Annotated in this window: 16 protein-coding genes; 6 read left to right on the plus strand and 10 right to left on the minus strand. The window is 71.8% G+C overall.

The genetic code is table 11. The features are described 5' to 3' along the window. Positions 1-64: 64 nt before the first annotated feature. The gene (gene hrpB / locus SY84_RS04040) at positions 65-2,533 is read right to left on the minus strand and encodes an ATP-dependent helicase HrpB (protein WP_157882884.1); all 2,469 of its coding nucleotides are present in this window, start codon (positions 2,531-2,533) and stop codon (positions 65-67) included. A gap of 45 nt (positions 2,534-2,578) precedes the next feature. Then, positions 2,579-3,514 (minus strand): aldo/keto reductase, encoded by a 936-nt coding sequence (locus SY84_RS04045; RefSeq protein WP_046842932.1) that lies wholly within the window; start codon positions 3,512-3,514, stop codon positions 2,579-2,581. Between the two features lie 80 nt (positions 3,515-3,594). Between SY84_RS04045 and SY84_RS04050 the strand changes: the two genes are divergently transcribed. The 5 genes from SY84_RS04050 (at position 3,595) to SY84_RS04070 (ending at position 7,009) form a co-directional block, all read left to right on the plus strand. Further along, a complete protein-coding gene (locus SY84_RS04050) occupies positions 3,595-4,218 on the plus strand; it encodes a rhomboid family intramembrane serine protease (RefSeq protein WP_046842933.1) in 624 nt (207 codons plus the stop codon). Between the two features lie 44 nt (positions 4,219-4,262). After that, complete coding sequence (locus SY84_RS04055; protein WP_046842934.1) at positions 4,263-4,760, plus strand: hypothetical protein; 498 nt, start codon at positions 4,263-4,265, stop codon at positions 4,758-4,760. A gap of 170 nt (positions 4,761-4,930) precedes the next feature. Continuing rightward, entirely contained in the window at positions 4,931-5,383 is a 453-nt protein-coding gene (locus tag SY84_RS04060) for a DUF1775 domain-containing protein (protein ID WP_046842935.1), read from the plus strand. Positions 5,384-5,445: 62 nt separating this feature from the next. Next, positions 5,446-5,844 carry a copper resistance CopC family protein gene (locus SY84_RS04065; protein WP_046842936.1) on the plus strand — a complete coding sequence of 133 codons (399 nt, stop codon included), beginning with the start codon at positions 5,446-5,448 and terminating at the stop codon, positions 5,842-5,844. Between the two features lie 163 nt (positions 5,845-6,007). Beyond that, on the plus strand, positions 6,008-7,009 hold the full coding sequence (locus SY84_RS04070) for an isocitrate/isopropylmalate dehydrogenase family protein (RefSeq protein ID WP_046842937.1): 1,002 nt from the start codon (positions 6,008-6,010) through the stop codon (positions 7,007-7,009). A gap of 56 nt (positions 7,010-7,065) precedes the next feature. On the opposite strand, the gene SY84_RS04075 is transcribed toward SY84_RS04070, so the two are convergent. From SY84_RS04075 to SY84_RS04110, 8 genes are all read right to left on the minus strand, one after another. Continuing rightward, complete coding sequence (locus tag SY84_RS04075) at positions 7,066-8,070, minus strand: NADP-dependent oxidoreductase (RefSeq protein ID WP_046842938.1); 1,005 nt, start codon at positions 8,068-8,070, stop codon at positions 7,066-7,068. A 97-nt stretch (positions 8,071-8,167) separates the two neighbouring features. Continuing rightward, positions 8,168-9,355, minus strand: a complete 1,188-nt coding sequence (locus SY84_RS04080; protein ID WP_052751034.1) for a trans-sulfuration enzyme family protein — start codon at positions 9,353-9,355, stop codon at positions 8,168-8,170. 50 nt (positions 9,356-9,405) lie between these two features. Beyond that, positions 9,406-10,191, minus strand: a complete 786-nt coding sequence (locus SY84_RS04085; RefSeq protein WP_046842939.1) for a nitroreductase family protein — start codon at positions 10,189-10,191, stop codon at positions 9,406-9,408. A 122-nt stretch (positions 10,192-10,313) separates the two neighbouring features. Then, complete coding sequence (locus SY84_RS04090) at positions 10,314-10,970, minus strand: PepSY-associated TM helix domain-containing protein (protein ID WP_245621404.1); 657 nt, start codon at positions 10,968-10,970, stop codon at positions 10,314-10,316. Then, complete coding sequence (locus tag SY84_RS04095; RefSeq protein ID WP_052751035.1) at positions 10,948-11,502, minus strand: DUF2271 domain-containing protein; 555 nt, start codon at positions 11,500-11,502, stop codon at positions 10,948-10,950. The genes SY84_RS04090 and SY84_RS04095 overlap by 23 nt, the downstream gene beginning before the upstream one ends. Before the next feature lie 38 nt (positions 11,503-11,540). Next, positions 11,541-12,545, minus strand: coding sequence for an FAD:protein FMN transferase (locus SY84_RS04100; RefSeq protein WP_046842941.1), 1,005 nt, complete (start codon positions 12,543-12,545; stop codon positions 11,541-11,543). 91 nt (positions 12,546-12,636) lie between these two features. Further along, entirely contained in the window at positions 12,637-12,930 is a 294-nt protein-coding gene (locus SY84_RS04105; protein WP_046844930.1) for a hypothetical protein, read from the minus strand. A gap of 164 nt (positions 12,931-13,094) precedes the next feature. Next, complete coding sequence (locus SY84_RS04110; RefSeq protein WP_046842942.1) at positions 13,095-14,990, minus strand: 1,4-alpha-glucan branching enzyme; 1,896 nt, start codon at positions 14,988-14,990, stop codon at positions 13,095-13,097. Between the two features lie 128 nt (positions 14,991-15,118). On the opposite strand from SY84_RS04110, the gene SY84_RS04115 reads away from it, so the two are divergent. After that, positions 15,119-15,925: a hypothetical protein gene (locus SY84_RS04115; protein WP_052751036.1), complete on the plus strand. Its 807-nt coding sequence runs from the start codon at positions 15,119-15,121 to the stop codon at positions 15,923-15,925. Positions 15,926-16,071: the final 146 nt, after the last annotated feature.

A 16,071-nucleotide genomic window follows, 5' to 3' on the forward strand; every position in this document is an offset into this window, starting at 1 on the left:
CATGGCAGCGCGCCGCGCCGGACGTTGCCTCAGGTGCGGGCGCGTCGGGGGGAGGACACCCCCGTCACACGCCGCGTTTCTTGGTGCCTTTCATGGGGGCGTGCGTCCAGGGATCGTCCGGCCAGGGGTGTTTGGGGTAGCGGCCGCGCAGGTCCTTGCGGACCTCGAAGTACGAGGAGTTCCAGAACGACCTCAGGTCCTGCGTGACCTGCACGGGCCGCCCGGCGGGCGAGAGCAGGTGCAGCAGCACGGGCGTGCGGCCCTCGTTCACGGCGGGCGTGTCGGCCAGGCCGAACAGTTCCTGCAACTTCACGGCCAGGATGGGGGCCTCGCCGGGGCGGTACGTGAGGCGGATGCGGCTGCCGGTGGGGACGGTCAGGTGGGTGGGCGCCAGTTCGTCCAGCCGGGCTGGGAGGGGCCAGGGCAGCTGCGCCTGCAGGGCCGGGAGGAGGTTCATGCGCCCCAGGTCGTCGCGGCTGCGCACGCTGTCCAGGTGCGGGCCCAGCCAGTCCTCCAGGGTGCCGAGCAGCGCGGCGTCGCTCAGGTCCGGCCAGTCTTCCTCAGGCCTCCAGAACCGCACGGATTCCACGCGGTCGCGCAGTGCCTGCGCGTCGGGGCTGAAGGTCAGGAGGTGCAGGCCCTCGTCCCGGATCGCAGCGGCCAGAGCGTCCACGCGGGCGGCGGCCGGCAGGTCCCGCAGGGGCCGCGTTTCAAGGACAAGCGCGCCGAAACGCCGTTCCCGCTGCGCGACGAGGGTGCCGGTGCGGGTGTCCCAGCGCACGGCGTCCACCCACGCGGCCCCGGCGTCCAGCGCAGCCGCATCAAGGGGGGCGGCCAGGAAGATCCGGCCCTCCGCCTGCGCGGCGTCGAGGTGCGCGACGGCCAGGGCGCGCGCTCCGGCCAGGGCGTCCCCCTCGGGCAGCGCGGCGCCCTGCCCGCCCGCGAGCAGGAAGCGGCCCCGGCGCTGGCCGCTGGTCTCCTCGCGGGCCAGCGCGGCGCGTTCCGGGTACGCGCGGGCGACCAGCGCGCCCACCGCGAACGGGTCGGGGTCCCGGTCGTCGGCGCGGACCTTCAGGAGGGTGCGCCACTGGCGGGACAGCCGCTCGGTCCGCTCCAGCACGGCAACATCTCCTCCGCCCCCGTCCTTGCGGCGCCAGGAGCGCAGGGCACGCACCCGGTCGGTCAGGTCCGCGCCGGACCCGTTGGGCAGGGGGTCGCGTTCCTCCAGCAGCGCCGCCACGTCCGCCGCCAGCGCGGGGTCACCCGGCGCGGTCAGGAGGTGCGCCACGCGCGGGTGCGTGGGGAAGTCCAGCAGGCGCGCGCCCTCCGGCGTCACGCGGCCCACGTCATCCAGCGCGCCCAGGTCCCGCAGCACGCCCCGCGCGGTCTGCACGCGGCGTTCCGGGGGCACGTCCAGCCAGTGGAGGGTCGCGGGGTCGGTCACGCCCCACTGCGCGAGTTCCAGCGTCAGTGGCGCGAGGTCCGAGTCCAGCACCTCCGGCGGACGCGCGGCGGGCAGCAGCGGCTGCGTCCGTTCACTCCAGAGGCGGTACGCGACGCCGGGCGCGGTGCGGCCCGCGCGGCCCGCGCGCTGCGTGGCGGCGTCGCGCGTGACGCGGCCCGTGACCATGCGGGTCAGGCCGGTCGCCGGGTCGAACGCTTGCGTGCGGCTCAGGCCGCCGTCCACCACGACGCGCACGCCGTCGATGGTCAGGGACGTCTCGGCGATGCTGGTCGCCAGGACCACCTTGCGCCGCCCATCCGGGTCGGGACGCAGCGCGCGCGCCTGCTCGCGCACCGGCAGGTCGCCGTACAGGGGCAGCACCACGGCGTCCACGTCAGGCAGCAGCGCGGCCGCCGCGCGGATCTCGCGCACGCCGGGCAGGAACGCCAGCACGTCCCCCGGTTCGGCGTCCAGCGCGGCGCGCACCTGCCGCGCCACCAGCTCCTCCACGCGCCCCACCGGGTCGGTGGGCAGGTACCGGACCTCCACCGGGTAGGCCCGGCCCGCGCTCTCGACCAGGGGCGCGCCCAGCCGTCCGGGCAGCGCCGGGTCCAGCGTGGCACTCATGACCAGCACCCGCAGGTCGTCCCGCAGCGCGCCCTGCACCTCGCGCAGCAGCGCCAGCGCCAGATCGGCGTTCAGGCTGCGCTCATGGAACTCGTCCAGGATCACCAGCCCCACGCCGGACAGTTCCGGGTCGCGTTGCAGGCGGCGGGTCAGGATGCCCTCGGTGACGACCTCCAGCCGCGTCGCGGCCGACACGCGCGAATCGAAACGCACGCGGTACCCGACCGTGCCGCCGACCTCCTCGCCCAGGCCCTCGGCCAGCCTGGACGCCACCGCGCGGGCCGCGACCCGCCGGGGCTGGAGCATCACGACGCCCTGCCCGGCCAGCCACGGCTCGTCCAGCAGCGCCAGCGGCAACCCCGTACTCTTGCCCGCGCCCGGCGGGGCCTGCACGACCACCAGGGGATGCGCCGCGAGCGCCGCGCGCACCTCCCCCGTGACCTCCTCGATCGGCAACTTCACGCCCCGCATGGTACGCGCGGGGCGCAAGGACAGGCGCAGTGCGCCTCAGCGGGTCGTGATGCGGTCCACCTCGGCCAGCTCCTCGGGCGTGAGGATCCAGCTGGCCGCGCCCACGTTCGCGTCGATCTGCTCGGGTTTCGTGGCCCCGGCGATCACGCTGCTCGTCACGTCGAACGACAGCAGCCAGCTGAACGCGAGGTCCAGCAGCGTGTGCCCCCGCCCTTCCGCGAAGGCGCGCAGGTCCTCCACGACCGCCCAGTTCCGTTCGGTCAGGTAGCGGTCCTGGGCGCCCTGGCTGCCGGTGATGCGCGCCCCGGCGGGCAGGTCGGCCCCGGCGCGGTACTTGCCGGTCAGGAGGCCGCTGGCCAGCGGGAAGTACGGCAGCAGGCCCAGGTTCAGGTCGCGCATGGCGGGAATCAGGTCAGTTTCGACGTCCCGCACGAGCAGGCTGTGCTCGTCCTGGCAGGACGTGAAGTGCGCCCAGCCGTGCTGCCGGGCCAGGGCGTCGGCGGCGCGCACGTCGGCGGCGGGCATGTTGCTTACGCCTATGGCGCGCACGAGGCCCTCCTGCACCAGGTCGTTCAGGGTGCCCAGCGTGTCCTCGATGGGCGTCTGCGGGTCCGGGGTGTGCAGCTGGTACAGGTCCAGATGATCGGTCCCGAGGCGGCGCAGGCTGGCGTGCAGCGCCTCGCGGATGTACGCGGGCCGCGCGCCCCCCTTCCCGTCACCCATGTCCATGCCGAACTTGCTGGCCAGGACGATGTTCGCCCGCTCGGCGCCCAGCGCGCGGCCCAGCAGCTCCTCGCTGCCGCCGCGGTTGCCGTAGATGTCGGCGGTATCGAACAGCGTGATCCCGGCGTCCAGCGCGCGGCGCACCACGGCCGTCGTGCCCGCCTGATCCAGCCGTCCCCCGAAGTTGTTGCAGCCCAGCCCGACGACCGACACGGTCAGGCCGCTGTGTCCCAGCGTTCGCATTTGCATGCGTGCAGCCTACGCCTGCCGACATGAGCTGCACCCAAGGGTGGACGACCAACCAGGACCGCGTGAGGCATGCTGGGGGTATGCGCGCCCCACCAACCCGGCCTCCCTCCGCCCCGCGCGCCACCAGTCTGGGCCGCGCCGCCGGGATCACCGCCGCCCTGATCGCGGGCCTGTGGGTGCAGGAGAGCGCCGATCAGCTGGTGTTCCAGGGGCAGCTGGACCAGTTCGGCATCGAGCCGCGCTCGCCGGGTACGTTCTGGCACGTCCTGACCGCGCCGTTCCTGCACGTGGACTTCGGGCACCTGATCGCGAACACCGTGCCGCTGGCCGTCCTGACGTTCATGAGCGCCCTGCGCGGCGTGGCGCGGTTCCTGGCGGCGCTGCTGCTGATCGTCCTGATCGGCGGCGGACTGGTGTGGCTGCTCGGCCGGGGCGGCAGCGTGCATCTGGGCGCCAGTGAACTGGTGTTCGGGCTGCTCGCGTACCTGCTGGGGGTGGGCTGGTGGGAACGCACCCCTCTGGCCATCGGCGTGGCCGTGGCGGCCTTCCTGCTGTACGGCGGTATCCTCTGGGGCGTGCTCCCGGCGAACCCGGCGGTGTCGTGGGAGGCGCACCTGTTCGGCTTCGTGGGCGGCCTGATCGCCGCGGCGATCCTCCACCAGAAACGGCCCCCGGCGCGCCCCACGTCCAGCTTCCCGCGCTGACCCGCAGGACATTCTCACCTGGGGGCCGGGCTATGCTCGGCGCGATGCGAGCCCACCCCCACACCCAGCGCCCTGCCCCGATCCGGGTGGACCGCTGGGTGCTGGCGCTGCTCGCGGTGCTGGCGTCGCTGGCGCACCTGACCCGCAGCCCAGGGGCAGGCGGGCTGGGCCTGCCCCTGGGCACGCTGACCCAGGTGACCACCAGAGCCGGACACGTGCACGAGGCTGCGGCGGAGGCCAGGGTCCACGTGCATGTGGCGGGCGTCCCCTGCGACCCACCTGCTCCCCGGACGGCGGAGCCGGGTGCCTCGCACGCCGACAGGCACGCCCTGACGGACGCCGCACCGAACGCCCCGCCGCACCACGCGCACGGCGACACCCACTGCCCGTTCTGCCTGACGGCCGGCTTCGCGCTGGCCGCCGCCTACGGGCCCCGCGTCGGCCCACGGGCCCAGCGGGCCTCCCACGTGACCACCCGCACTGCCGGGCCGGTCACGTTTGCGCTGCGGCATGCGGACGCCCGCGCGCCACCGCTGGCCTGACCTCAGCCGCCACTGGAGTCCCCTGCCCGACCGGGCGCTGGGGTCCCGGCCCGGCGCTCCTCGCGGCCCGAGCCCTGTGGCCTGTGCCCCGTGCCCCCTGCGCCTTTCACCTTGCGACGACCGCGCCCGCGTGGCCTGCGGCGTCCCCTGATCAACCCTGGAGTTCACACATGTTCAACCTGAAAGCTGTCCTGCCCCTGGCCGCCGCCCTGTTCCTGTCTGTCGCGGGGGCGCACGCCACCGTCCGCACCGAGACCGGCCTGACCGAATCCGCCGCCGGGAAAAGCGAGACGTACCGCCTGAACGTCCCCACCGAGAAGGAGATCGCCACCACCCAGATCCGCCTCGTGGTGCCCGCCGGGGTCGTGATCAGCCGCTTCCAGGTCACGCCCGGGTTCACGCGCACCGTGAAGAAGGACGCGGCTGGCCTCGTGACCGAGGTCGTCTGGAAGGGCCGCGTGGCGCCCATGGAGTACGCCCGCTTCTTCTTCCAGGCGAAGAACCCGGCCGCGGCGGGTGAGGTCGTCTGGAAGGTCTACCAGACGTACAGCGACGGCAGCGTCGTCGCGTGGGACGACACGAACCCCGCCGAAGGACCGGCCAGCAGGACCACCGTCAAGTAACCGTTCTCTGGGGGGAGGTCCACTTCCCCCCTCTGCCCCTGCCCCACCCTGGAGGTTGTCCCGTGAAGAAGATCCTGCCCCTGCTGACTGCCCTGACCCTGTCCGTGGCTGCGGCCCACACCGCCGTGTCGGGCGTGACCCCGGCCCTGAACGCGGCCGTGACCGCTCCGAAGACCGTGACCCTGGCGTTCAGCGAACCTGTCGAACTGCGTTTCTCGACGTTCCGCGTGATGGCGGTCCCGGCGGGCGTGACGGTGGCCGAGGCCGCGCGGCGCGCCCTGGCCGAGAAGCCCGACTCGGTGATGCTGGCGAATCAGCCTGTCAGGTTGAGCGGCGCGGCGGCCCGGCTGGCCCTGACCCTGAAGCCGCGGCTGAAACCCGGTCACTACGTGATCGCCTGGAAGATCCTCTCAGAGGACGGGCATCCTGTGACGGGCAGCAGTACCTTCCGGGTCCGCTGAGCCCAGCCATCCCTGCGTTCGGGGGTGATTCCGTGCAGCCCGTCCAGCACGGAATCGCTTCCAGTTCGGTGGTCGGGCGTGCAGTCCGTCACGCTGCGGGTGACGCCTGCGGGAACCCCGCGCGGCCCCGCGCCGACGTGACTGGCCTTACACTGAACAGGTTATGGCGAAATATCGCATCTGCTTGATTGAAGGCGACGGGATCGGCCACGAAGTGATCCCCGCGACCCGCCGCGTCCTCGACGCCGCCGGCTTCGACGCTGAGTACGTCCACGCCGAGGCCGGGTACGAGTACTACCTCGACCACGGCACCAGCGTCCCCCAGGCGACGTACGACGCCGTCGAGAACACCCACGCGACCCTGTTCGGCGCGGCCACCAGCCCCAGCGGCGAGAAACCCGCCGGGTTCTTCGGCGCGATCCGTCACCTGCGCCAGAAGTACGGCCTGTACGCCAACGTGCGCCCCACCAAGACCCGCCCCGTGCCCGGCGCGTACGAGAACGTCGACCTCGTGATCGTCCGCGAGAACACCCAGGGCCTGTACGTCGAGCAGGAGCGCCGCTACGGCGACACCGCCATTGCCGACACGGTCATCACGAAAGACGCCAGCGACCGCATCGGCAAGTTCGCCGCGGACCTCGCCATGAAGCGTGGCAAGCGTCTGACGGTCGTGCACAAGGCCAACGTGCTGCCCGTCACGCAGGGCCTGTTCCTGAACACCATTCTCGACCACGCCAAGACGGTGGACGGCCTCAGCACCAGCACCATGATCGTGGACAACGCCGCCATGCAGCTCGTGCGCAACCCCCAGCAGTTCGACGTGATGGTCATGACGAACATGTTCGGTGACATCCTCTCCGACCTCGCCGCCGGTCTGGTCGGCGGCCTGGGCATCGCCGCGAGCGGGAACGTCGGCGACAAGTTCGGCATCTTCGAGTCGGTGCACGGCTCGGCACCCGACATCGCCGGTCAGGGCATCAGCAACCCCACCGCGACCATCCTCGCGGCCGTCCTGATGCTCGACCACATCGGCGACCACGAGACGGCCCGCCGCCTCGACAACGCCGTGAACAAGGTTCTCGTCGAGGGCCCCCGCACCCGCGACCTCGGCGGCACCGCCGGGACCGAGGAGTTCACGAACGCCGTCATCGCCGCCCTGGCGTAAACGCGTACACGGGAGAGGGCCGGACACGCTGTGTGTCCGGCCCTCTCTTTGTGCCCTTACAGTTTGACGATCATCTTGCCGGTGTTCTGGCCCCGCAGCAGGCCCATGAACGCGGCGGGCGTCCCATCGATGCCCTCGACGACGGTCTCGTCGAATTTCAGTTCGCCGCTGGCGATCCAGCCGCCGACTTCCTGCGCGAAGGTGTCGAACAGGTCGTAGTGGGGCGTGACGAGGAAACCGCGCAGCGTGAGCTGCTTGCCGATGATCTGCACGAGGTTGCGGGGCGCGGGGGTGGGTTCGGTGGCGTTGTACATGCTGATCATGCCGCAGAGGGCGGCGCGGCCCTGCACACGCATGCTGCCGATGGCGGCCTCCAGGTGCTCGCCGCCGACGTTGTCGAAGTAGACGTCGATCCCGTCGGGCGCGGCGGCTTTCAACCCCTCGGCGACCGGACCGCCTTTGTAGTTGAAGGCCGCGTCGAAGCGCAGGTCATCCACGAGGTGACGGACCTTATCGGCGCTGCCCGCGCTGCCAATCACGCGCGAGGCGCCCTTCAGGCGGGCGATCTGCCCGACGGCGCTGCCCACGGCTCCGGCGGCGCCCGACACGAACACCACGTCGCCAGCCCTGAATTCCGCCACGCGCAGCAGGCCCGCGTATGCGGTCAGGCCGGGCATGCCCAGCACGCCCAGGTACGCGCTGAAGGGCACGCCGGGCAGTTCCGGCAGCACCTTCACGCGCCTGGCGTCGATGTTGGCGTGGGTGCGCCAGCCCTGGTCGTGGAGGACGTGCGCGCCGACCGGTACGCTGGCGTCCTCGCTGTGCGTGACGACGCCCACCGCGCCGCCGGTCATGGTCTCGCCGATGGCGAAGGGCGCGGCGTAGCTCTTGGTGTCGTTCATGCGGCCCCGCATGTACGGATCGACCGTCAGGTAGAGGTTGCGGACCTGGATCTGCCCGGCGGCGGGCGCGGCCAGCGTCAGGTCCACGAGGTTGAAGTCGCTGTCCCTGGGGGCGCCGACGGGACGGGCGGCGAGTTGCACTTCGCGTGAGGTCGTCATGCGGGCCACTGTGCGCCCTCATGAGAGGGCCGGATGGTAAGCACGGTGACGTTGAAATGGTCACGGCACCCCGGACACCCGGCCCCGAGCCCCTGACTTACTCGTCCAGTGCGCGTTCGAAGTCGCCCAGCAGGTCGCCGATGTCCTCGATGCCGATGCTCAGGCGCAGCAGGTTCGGGGTGATGCCCAGGCGGCGGCGTTCCGCTTCGGGCAGGGGGCGGTGCGAGGTGCCCCACGGCCACGACAGCGTGGTGACGACGTCCGCCAGGGACGGGGCGAGCGGGATCCGCCCGGCGAGGGCCTTCACGAAGCGCGGGGCGTCCTCGATGTCGGCGCTGAGCATCCCGCCGAAGCCCTGCGGGAAGAGGTCCATGGCGAGGTGGAACTGCGGGTGGTCGCTGAGGCCCGGGTGGTACACGGCCTTCACGCGCGGGTGGTTCACGAGGACGTCCGCGATGGCCTGCGCGTTGCCGCTGTGGGCGCGCATGCGCAGGCCGAGCGTCTTGAGGCCCTGCATGGTCATCCACGCGTCGAAGGCGCTGATGGTGCCGCCCAGGCGCAGCAGGCGCGTGCGGGCCAGCGCCACGAGTTCCGCCGAGGCGCACAGCACGCCCCCGAACGCCGTGGAGTGCCCGCTGAGGTACTTGCTGACCGAGTGCGTGACCAGATCGGCGCCGTGCTCGGCGGGGCGGAACATGGCGGGACTGGCGAAGGTGTTGTCCACGCTCAGCAGCGCGCCGCGCTCGTGGGCCAGGCGGGCCAGGGCGGGCACGTCCGGCACGGTCAGCAGCGGATTCGTGAGGCTCTCGACGTGCACGACGCGGGTGTTCTCACGGAAGGCGGCCTCGACCTCGGTCAGGTCGCAGGCGTCCACGAAGGACACCTCGATGCCCAGGCGGGGGAATTCCTCGGCCAGCAGCGCGTACGTCACGCCGTACACGCGGGCGTCCGTGATCACGTGATCCCCGGCCTTCAGGACGCCCAGCAGCGCCGCGCTGATCGCCGCCATGCCGCTCCCGGCGACCAGCGCCGCCTCGGTGCCCTCCAGGGTCGCCAGGGCGCGTTCCAGCGTCGCGGCGTTCGGGGTGCCGTTGCGGTAGTAGAACGCGGCGGGTTCCGCGCCGCTCATGGCCCGGTCGAGGTCGTCCAGGTCCGCGAAGGCGTACACGGTGCTCTGGTAGATCGGCTCGACCAGCGCGGGCGCGCGGTTGGGGCGCGCTTCCTCGCCCGCGCGGGCGGCCAGGGTGGTCAGGTCGTAGGTGGGGGCGGGCTTGGGGTCGCTCACCCGCTCATTCTAGGGAGGTGAGCCGCCCCTCCCCTTCTGCTGCTTACTGCTTACTCCCCGCCGGCCCAGAGGCCCTGGCGTTTCAGGGCGGCGACGAGGCCGGGTTCGCGTTTTTCCATGCCGCCTCCCTGCCCGAAGTACATGGTCAGGAGGCGCGCCCAGTCGCCGGGCTGGCCACCCCGGGCGGCGATGGGGTTCATGACCTCGGTGGCGTGGCGGATCTCCTCGTCGGTGCCGTCGTGGTACGTGTCGGTGTGAATGACCAGCGGGCGCGGCACGCGGGGGCGGTACGGGGCGTGCTCGGCGGGGCGGCCGATGGTGAGCGCGGCGAAGGGCAGGACACCCTGCGGGAGCTTCAGTTCGTCGATGATGCCCTCCAGGCCATTCAGCACGCCGCCGATCCAGCAGCCCTGGTACCCGAGCATCTCGGCGGCGGTCAGGAGGTTGGTCCCGGCCATGACGGCGTCCCCGATGCCGAAGTGCACGGCGATGGCGGGCCACGTGCCACCCTGCTGCCCGGCCACCTCCAGCACCCGCTGAACGCGGCGCACGTCGGCACACACGACAAAGGCCTCGCTGGCGGTGGCGATGTGCGCGTTCGTGGTGAGGTCCGCCACGCGGGCGCGCAGTTCGGGTCGGGTGAGGCGGATCAGGGAGTACAGTTGCGCGGTCGCGTCGGTCGGGGCGCGCTGCGCGGCGTGCAGGATGACGTCCAGGTGCTCTGAGGGCATCGGCAGGGGCGTGCCGTCCTCGTGGGTCTCGTACTGGCGGACGGTGCGGTGCGCGTCGTAGAACGCGCGGACGTCCTCGGGGCGGCGGTGGCGGTCATCGGTCATGCGGGGCAGCATACCCGCCGCCACGCCGGGGCAAGTGCGGGAGGTGCGACAGAACGCCGCCCTCCCCGCGCGGGGAGGCGGAGGGTGGTCGCCGGGGGTGCGGCCGTGGTGAGCGGCCGTGGCTAGCGGCTGGCCTGCCACGCGAGCAGTACGGTCAGCACGGCGCCGACGCCCATGACGGTCAGGGCCTGCACGCGGGTCTTGTTCAGGTACAGCAGGATGCCCAGGCCGGTCAGGGAGATCACGGTCAGGAACACGCCGCTCAGGTCGATGACCCACTTCCAGGCGGGACTGGCGTCGCGTCCCTTGTGCAGGTCGTTCAGGACGGCCACCGCACCCTGTTCCAGGATGGTGGTCTCGTACGCGCCGGTCCTGACGTCGATGACGGTGTCGGCGCTGTAGCCGGGCGCCAGGAAGGAAATGTCGGCCTGCTGGTCGTCCGCGCGGGGATCGCTGGCGCGGCCCCTGAGGCCCTGCTGGGCGCGCAGTTCCTCCGCGACGGTCAGCCAGTCGGGTTGCCCATTCGTGATCCAGCCGCTCGGGAGGGTGCCGGTCACGGTCCGGTTGACGTCCTGGGTGCCGAACACCCAGTCCGGATGATTCAGGGTGATGCCGGTCAGGCTGAAGAACAGCACGACGAGCAGGCTGATCATGCTGGTGTACGTGTGCGCCCAGCGCAGCCAGACGTTCGTGCGGGCCTTCAACGTGCGGCGGCGCGGGGCGGGGCGGGCGGCTCTCTCCCCTGCGCCCTGCACCTCAGGCTTTGCTGAGAGCGACACTGGCCGCCTCGATGTCGTTGTCGGCGCTCAGGGTCTTCTTGAAGGCCGCCGTACCCACCGTGATCTTCTCGCGCACCAGCGAGTACGGGCCGTGTTCGCGGGCGGCTTCCACGCACACGTGGTACGTGCCCTGCGTGGCCAGGGCGCCCCTGTCGGTCTTGCCGTCCCACGCGACCGCGTACGTGCCGGGGTTACGGGTGGCGCTGCTGACCGTGGTCAGGAGGTCGGCGTTGCCCCGGGACCAGCGGCGCAGTTCGCTCAGCCAGCGGGGGTTCATGCGGGACTGCTGCACCCACACGGTCAGGTTCCGGACAGTATTCCCGGCCTCGTCCTCGATCCACACGGCGACGTAGGGGCGTTTCACGCGTCCGCTGGCCTTCGTGGCGACCGTGAAGGTCACGTCCAGGCTCATGCCCGTGGGCCACTTCTTCGTGGTGGCAGCGGCGGCCTGGGCAGGCGTGAGGCGGGAGACGGTCAGGGCGGCAGCGGTCAGGCCGAGACGGTGCAGGAAGCGGCGGCGCGTGTGGGTCATGGGATGGATCCTCCTGCGGGCAGGGTGCCGCCACCCCGTTAGCGGGCGGTTAACAGGAGCCGCGCGCCCCGCGACGGCCCACGCGTGAGGTTCACGCCGCGCCACCCGGGCGACGCGTGCCGCTGCCCGTCGGCGGTGACGATCAGCGCATCGCACTCGGGCAAGCCCGCGAGCAGGTGCAGGCCCGCGCGGACATCCAGCACACTGAGGATGGTGGCCAGCGCGTCGGCCGTCACGCACTCCGGCGCGGTGACGGTCACGCCCGGCACGTCCTGCACCGGCTGCCCCGAGCGGGGGTCCATGACGTGCGAGTAGTGCGTGCCGTTCAGTGTGAAGCCCCGGTGCGCCTGCCCACTCGTGGCGAGCGCCCCGCCGCGTACCTGCACCCGCGCGGTGGGCGGCGCGTCATCCCGCGCGGTGAAGGGATCGGCGACCTGCACGTTCACGCGGGCCGGGCCGGTCACGCGCAGGTCCCCCCCGACGTTGATCAGGACACTGCGCACGCCCACGCAGCGGGACGCGACGAGCGCGGCGCGGTCCACGACGTACCCCTTGGCCAGCGCGTTCAGGCCCAGTGGGCCTGCCGCGTGCAGGGTGGCGCTGCCGTCCGCGTGCAGCGTCCACGGCGCGGCGCGCAGGGCACTCACCTGCCGTTCCAGCGCCGCCGGGCTGGGCCGCTGCCCGGTCGCGGCGGCCTGCTGCCACAGTTGCCCCAGCGCGTCCGCACCCGGATGGAACGCCCCGCCGCTCAGGGCGCGCCAGTGGTCTGCGAGACGCAGCACATGCAGCAGTTCCAGGCTCAGCGGGACGTGAGCGTCGCCGGGCCGGGCCTGCCAGCGGCACAGTTCACTGCCCGGATCGAAGCGGTTGAAGATCCGCGTCAGGCGGTCGATCTCGGCCAGGGCGGCCTGTTCGGCAGCCTCGGCCTGCGCGGCCGTGCGGGCCACCACCTGCACCTCGACCTCGGTGCCCAGCAGGCGCTCGTAGGTGGAGTGCAGCCGGTGGGGGGGCCGCAGGACGTGGCGCAGGATTGTGGGGATCACGCCCCGTATGATGCACCGATTTTGTGACGGCTGCGTTAAAACCTGTCCGGCCGCGTCGAGTGAGCAGCACCCACCACCCCTGACCTGCTGGTCAGGCGGGCTGGCGGCTGGCCACGTTGAAGATCAGCGCGATGATCAGCAGGTCCAGCGCCCAGCTGACCGGGCGGCGCAGCCGCGGGTCGCGGCGGGCACGCAGGAGTTGCACCCCCAGCCGCGCGAGCAGCAGCCCCCCGATCAGGTACGGACTGGGCGCCGCGCCGCCCGCGAGCAGCGGCCAGAGCAGCAGCGCGGCCAGCGCCGCCAGCAGCAGGAAACTCACGGCGGTCAGGGCGTCCGGGGCGGGGCGGGGGCCCGGCTGGTCAGGCGTGGGGTCGGGCGGGGTCATCACGCGCTGCATTCAAGCACAGGCCACCCCACCCGACTGTCCCCCACGCACGGGCCGAAGGGTCAGGGGGTCTATCCACCAGCACAGGTGCTCGCCGTTTCGACAGAAATCAGGGCGATCCACGGAGGCCCAGCCGTCCCGTCGACCGCCCTGAACTCCCGTGCTCAGCGCTCGTCGCTGACGGTCGTCTCTCCGGTGGGGGCGAGCACCAGCACGCTGTTCGGGGGCAGATTCAGGCGCAGGTGATGGGTCTGCCCGTGCCAGCCTTCCTCCCTGGCGGTCAGGTCGGGCTGCTGCGTGCCGAAGCCGCCGAACTCGCCGTCGTCGGTGGAGAGCAGCAGGCGGTACGCGCCGCCCTGCGGCACCCCGACCGGGTACACGTCGCGGTACACCGGGGTCAGGTTCGCCACCACGACACTCCACGCGCCGCCCACCGGGTCGCGGCGGATGAAGGCGTACACGCTGTTCTCGACGTCGTCGGCGTTCACCCACAGCATGCCCTCTTCCTTCGTGTCGGCCACGTGCCAGTCGGGGCGGGTGCGGTACAGGCCGTTCAGGCGCCGCACGAGGTTCAGCACACCCCGGTGGTCCGGGTGGTCCGCCAGGTGCCAGGGCAGGCTGACGTCGTGGTTCCACTCGGTGGGCTGCGCGAACTCCTGCCCCATGAACAGCAGTTTCTTGCCGGGCGTGGCCCACATCAGCGCCAGGAACGCGCGGTAGCCGGCGCGCTGCGCGTACCAGTCGCCGGGCATCTTCATGACCATGCTCTTCTTCAGGTGCACGACCTCGTCGTGGCTGATCGCCAGGACGTAGTTCTCGCTCGTGCGGTACACGTTGAAGAACGTCAGCGCGTGGTGGTGGTGCTTGCGCCACAGCGGGTCCTGCTCGAAGTACCCCAGGTTGTCGTTCATCCAGCCCATCGCCCACTTGTAGTCGAAGCCCAGGCCGAACGGACTCGGGGTGGTCACGCCGGGGAACGAGGTGCTCTCCTCCGCGACGATCATGCAGCCCGGCGCCATGTGGTGCACGACCTCGTTCAGGCGCTTGAGGAACGCGATCGCCTCGAGGTTCTCGCGGCCCCCGTGCACGTTCGGAATCCACTCGGTGCGGGAGAAGTCGAGGTAGAGCATGCTGGCGACCGCGTCCACCCGCAGGCCGTCCACGTGGAAGTCCTGCAGCCACTTGAGGGCCGAGCCGATCAGGAACATCACGACCTCGTTGCGGCCGTAGTCGAAGATGTACGTGTTCCAGTCCTGATGGAAGCCCTTGCGGGGGTCGGCGTACTCGAACAGCGGGGTGCCGTCGAACTTCGCGAGGCCCGCGCTGTCGGTCGGGAAGTGCCCCGGCACCCAGTCGAGGATCACGCCGATGCCCAGGCCGTGCAGGTGATTCACGAGGTACTTGAAGTCCTCCGGGCTGCCCATGCGGCTCGTCGGGGCGTAGTACCCGGTCACCTGATACCCCCACGAGCCGTCGAAGGGGTGCTCCATGACGCCCAGCAGTTCGACGTGCGTGTACCCCAGGAACTGCACGTACTCGCCCAGCCGGTGCGCGAGGTCGCGGTAGTTCATGAACCACCCGTCGTCCCGGCGGGCCCAGGAGGGCAGGTGCACCTCGTAGATGCTGACGGGCTGCTCGAAGCCCGCGCTGCGGTGCGCCATCCAGCCGTCGTCGGACCACGTGAACGGCTGGTCCCACACGATGCTGGCGGTCGCGGGGCGCACCTCGAAGAACGACCCGTACGGGTCCATCTTGTCCTCGGTGCGGCCGTCGGGGCCGGTCACGCGGAACTTGTAGCGCTGACCGTTGCGGGCCGCCGGGACGAACACGCCCCAGAACCCGAAGTCGAGGCGCTGCATGGCGTTGTCGAAGCCGTTGTAGCCGTTGAAGTCCCCCACGACACTGACGTGATGCGCGTTGGGGGCCCACACGCCGAAGCGCACGCCGTCCACGCCTTCCTGCGTCACGACATGCGCGCCCAGCAGGTGATCGGGGCGGACCAGATCCGCCGTGACCAGTTTCTGCAGGTGCCCGTGATCCAGCGGAAGCGGTTCATTCATGAAGGTCAGTCTAGCCGCGCCCCCCGCCGCCCGCCGAACCCGGAACAGAACATGAAGGAAACGCTCAGGGCCGCCCGTGGCCGTCACGTTCGCCGTGGCCAGGGGTCCGCGCCGCCTATGCTGCCCCCGTGACTGTCGCCGCATCCACCCCGCCAGACCAAATTCTCCCGGCCCTGGCTGCCCTGCTGGGTTGCGGCCCCGACGACCTGTGCCCCCTGCTGCCGCAACTGATCGCCGCGTGGCTGGCAGAGGACGGGTCGGGCGCGATTGCCCTGCGCCGCACCCCCCGCGCAGACCTGGAGGTGCTGGGCGGCGCGCACCCCGGCCCCCGACAGGCCCAGGTCGCCCTGACCCTCCTGCGCGCCGCCATGACGTCCGGCGCGACCCTGAGCGCCTACGCGGACGACGCCCTGCTGCCCGAGGACGTTCTGCGCACTCTCGGCTGGCGGCGTGCCGGGCAGTACGCCGAGTGGCGCGGCGCGCTTCCCACCCAGGACGCCACGGTGCCGGCGGGGGTGCGTCTCCTTTCGCTGGCGGACGTGCCCGACCTGACCGTCCGGCGGCAGGCGCAGGCCACGTACGCCGACCGGCTGGGGCACACGCTCGTCAGCGCCGCCGACCTCATCCCGGACGCGCACGGGTCGGACGACACCGTGGGCCACGTTGCGGTGGACGCCTCGGGTCAGGGCGTCGGCATCTGCCGCGCGTGGCTGGACGGCGACACGCTGACGGTGGGCAGTCCCGGCGTCCACCCGGCGCTGCGCCACACCACCCTGCGTCACGCCCTGCTGCGCGCCACCGGCGACGCCGCCCGCGAACGCGGCGCCCGGGGGCTGATCATGCAGGCCTGGGGCGACACCCCCGCCGAAACCCAGGCCGACGCGGGGCTGGGTCTGACCGCCGTAGAGGTGACCCCCATCCACCTCTCCCGGTAAGCAGGGAGGCGGCCCACTCATCGCGAACCGCCCCGCCCGAAGTCCACTCCGGTCATACGGATTCCGTCTGTTTCGTTAACAGATCGGAACACCACCGATCTGCCAACTCCACGCCCGGAACCCGTTTTCCTCCTACTCGCGTCCGC

Origin of the sequence: Deinococcus soli (ex Cha et al. 2016) (assembly GCF_001007995.1) — a bacterium.
GTDB classification, from domain to species: domain Bacteria; phylum Deinococcota; class Deinococci; order Deinococcales; family Deinococcaceae; genus Deinococcus; species Deinococcus soli.

Coding starts and splice junctions, on each gene's coding strand:
- SY84_RS04060 (WP_046842935.1), top strand. CDS start 4,931: ATGTTCAACCTGAAAGCTGTCCTGCCCCTGGCCGCCGCCCTGTTCCTG.
- SY84_RS04110 (WP_046842942.1), bottom strand. CDS start 14,990: ATGAATGAACCGCTTCCGCTGGATCACGGGCACCTGCAGAAACTGGTC.
- SY84_RS04070 (WP_046842937.1), top strand. CDS start 6,008: ATGGCGAAATATCGCATCTGCTTGATTGAAGGCGACGGGATCGGCCAC.
- SY84_RS04050 (WP_046842933.1), top strand. CDS start 3,595: ATGCGCGCCCCACCAACCCGGCCTCCCTCCGCCCCGCGCGCCACCAGT.
- SY84_RS04085 (WP_046842939.1), bottom strand. CDS start 10,191: ATGACCGATGACCGCCACCGCCGCCCCGAGGACGTCCGCGCGTTCTAC.
- SY84_RS04105 (WP_046844930.1), bottom strand. CDS start 12,930: ATGACCCCGCCCGACCCCACGCCTGACCAGCCGGGCCCCCGCCCCGCC.
- SY84_RS04055 (WP_046842934.1), top strand. CDS start 4,263: ATGCGAGCCCACCCCCACACCCAGCGCCCTGCCCCGATCCGGGTGGAC.
- SY84_RS04095 (WP_052751035.1), bottom strand. CDS start 11,502: ATGACCCACACGCGCCGCCGCTTCCTGCACCGTCTCGGCCTGACCGCT.
- SY84_RS04075 (WP_046842938.1), bottom strand. CDS start 8,070: ATGACGACCTCACGCGAAGTGCAACTCGCCGCCCGTCCCGTCGGCGCC.
- SY84_RS04045 (WP_046842932.1), bottom strand. CDS start 3,514: ATGCAAATGCGAACGCTGGGACACAGCGGCCTGACCGTGTCGGTCGTC.